Here is a 2,685-nt window from a genome sequence, read left to right as displayed (position 1 = left end):
CCCGGCACCCGCGGCCGTCGTGGCCAGCCGGTGCAGCCCCTCCCGGAACGGCGCCATCCCAGAATGGTAAGACCGATCAACGGGATCTGCTGGGTAACGCGTCCGAAACATCCGGATGCCCTGTCCGTCCGCACAGTGTGACGCTGACATGTCCGCCAGACGACGCCTTGGTCACACCGGCACACGGCCGACCCGGTGATCCGGCTGGCACACAGCGTGGCCGGCGCCGGGCCCCGAGGTGGCGGTGAGGCAGCTCACCTGGGCGGATGTCATGTCCTCCCGGGCGCATGGCTAGGGTCCTGGGTCGAAGTAGGTGTCTGACGTGCGGGCACCTCGCGCGGGCGCACACCGCGTGTCGCTTGCCGCACAGCGACGTGAATCGGGAGAACCGAGTGGACCTGTACGAGTACCAGGCGAAGGACCTCTTCGCCGCCCACGGAGTCCCGGTGCTTCCGGGCAAGACGGTGGACACGGCGGAGGCCGCCGAGGCCGCCGCCGCCGAGCTGGGCACCGCAGTCGTGGTGAAGGCCCAGGTCAAGACGGGTGGGCGCGGCAAGGCGGGTGGCGTCAAGCTCGCCGAGTCCCCGGCCGAGGCCAAGGAGAAGGCGACCGACATCCTCGGCCTGGACATCAAGGGCCACATCGTCCACCAGGTCCTGGTGACGACGGCGTCGGACATCGCGGAGGAGTACTACTTCTCCTTCCTGCTCGACCGGTCCAACCGCACCTTCCTGGCCATGTGCTCGGCCGAGGGCGGCATGGAGATCGAGCAGCTCGCCGTCGAGCGCCCGGACGCGCTGGCGCGCATCGCGATCGACCCGATCGCGGGCGTCGACAAGGCGAAGGCGGACGAGATCGTGGCCGCGGGCAAGATCCCGGCCGCGGTGGCCGAGGACGCGGCGCAGACGATCGTGAAGCTGTGGGAGACCTTCGTCGCCGAGGACGCGACGCTGGTCGAGGTCAACCCGCTGGTGCGCGACCCCGAGGACAAGATCGTCGCCCTCGACGGCAAGGTCACCCTGGACGAGAACGCCGGCTTCCGGCACCCGGGGCACGCCGAGCTGGTCGACGAGCGCACGGAGAACGCCCTCGAGGCCAAGGCCAAGTCGAAGGGCCTGAACTACGTCAAGCTCGACGAGGGCTCGGTCGGGATCATCGGCAACGGCGCGGGTCTCGTGATGAGCACCCTCGACGTCGTCGCCTACGCAGGCGAGAAGCACGGCGGCCAGAAGCCCGCCAACTTCCTCGACATCGGCGGCGGCGCGTCGGCGCAGGTCATGGCGGACGGGCTGGACGTCATCCTCGGCGACCCGGACGTCAAGTCCGTCTTCGTGAACGTCTTCGGCGGCATCACCGCGTGCGACGCGGTGGCCAACGGCATCGTCGAGGCCCTCAAGATCCTGGGCGACGGCGCCACCAAGCCGCTGGTCGTCCGGCTGGACGGCAACAACGTCGTCGAGGGTCGGCAGATCCTCGCCGACGCCAACCACCCCCTGGTGACCGTCGTCGGCACCATGGACGACGCGGCCGACAAGGCCGCCGAGCTGGCTGCAGGAGCCTGAGCACATGTCGATCTTCCTGAACGAGAACTCCAAGGTCATCGTCCAGGGGCTCACGGGCTCCGAGGGCACCAAGCACGCCACCAAGATGCTGGCGGCGGGCACGAACATCGTCGGCGGTGTGAACGCGCGCAAGGCGGGCACCACCGTCTCCATCGGCGGCAAGGACCTCAAGGTCTTCGGGACCGTCGAGGAGGCCATCAAGGAGACCGGCGCCGACGTCTCGGTCATCTTCGTGCCGCCGAAGTTCGCCAAGGACGCGGTCATCGAGGCGATCGACGCCGCGATCCCGCTGGCCGTGGTGATCACCGAGGGCATCCCGGTGCACGACTCCGCCTACTTCTGGGCGCACGCCGTGGCCAAGGGCAACGTCACCCGGATCATCGGCCCGAACTGCCCCGGCATCATCTCGCCGAGCAAGTCCAACGCGGGCATCATCCCGGCCGACATCGCGGGCCCCGGCCCGATCGGTCTGGTGTCGAAGTCCGGCACGCTGACCTACCAGATGATGTTCGAGCTCAAGGAGTTCGGCTTCTCCACCGCCATCGGCATCGGCGGCGACCCGATCATCGGCACCACGCACATCGACGCCCTCGAGGCCTTCCAGGCGGACCCCGAGACCAAGGCGATCGTGATGATCGGCGAGATCGGCGGGGACGCCGAGGAGCGCGCCGCGGCGTACATCAAGGAGAACGTGACCAAGCCGGTCGTCGGCTACGTCGCGGGCTTCACCGCCCCCGAGGGCAAGACGATGGGCCACGCGGGCGCCATCGTCTCCGGCTCGGCGGGCACCGCGCAGGCGAAGAAGGAGGCCCTCGAGGCCGCCGGGGTCAAGGTCGGCAAGACGCCGTCCGAGACCGCCGCGCTGATGAAGGAGATCATCGCGTCCCTCTGACGCGTGACGTGCGCTGAGGCCCCGGGAACCCTCCCGGGGCCTCACCGCGTTCAGGGACGGGAGACGCGGTCGGCTAGCGTCGGTCGGGTCGGGGGCAGTGACGTGCGAGGAGTGGTCATGACGCAAGACGCAGCGAGTCCGGAGCAGGCGGCGCCCGCCGCGGTGCAGGGTCCCGCGCGGACGCTCGTCCTGGCGGGCGCCGGGCTGGCGCTCGTGGTGTGGCTGCTCGGC

At 69.8% G+C, this 2,685-nt stretch carries 2 protein-coding genes; both read left to right on the top strand.

From position 1 onward, the window contains the following. The first annotated feature begins 266 nt into the window (after positions 1–266). The gene (sucC, locus tag H5J29_RS28320) at positions 267–1,562 is read left to right on the top strand and encodes an ADP-forming succinate--CoA ligase subunit beta (protein ID WP_312858454.1); all 1,296 of its coding nucleotides are present in this window, start codon (positions 267–269) and stop codon (positions 1,560–1,562) included. Between the two features lie 4 nt (positions 1,563–1,566). Continuing rightward, entirely contained in the window at positions 1,567–2,454 is an 888-nt protein-coding gene (sucD, locus tag H5J29_RS28315; protein WP_181784046.1) for a succinate--CoA ligase subunit alpha, read from the top strand. Positions 2,455–2,685 lie beyond the last annotated feature (231 nt).

The sequence above is a fragment of the Pseudonocardia pini genome (assembly GCF_013870575.1).
Lineage (GTDB): Bacteria > Actinomycetota > Actinomycetes > Mycobacteriales > Pseudonocardiaceae > Pseudonocardia > Pseudonocardia pini.
This window is presented reverse-complemented; position numbering and strand designations above follow the sequence as displayed.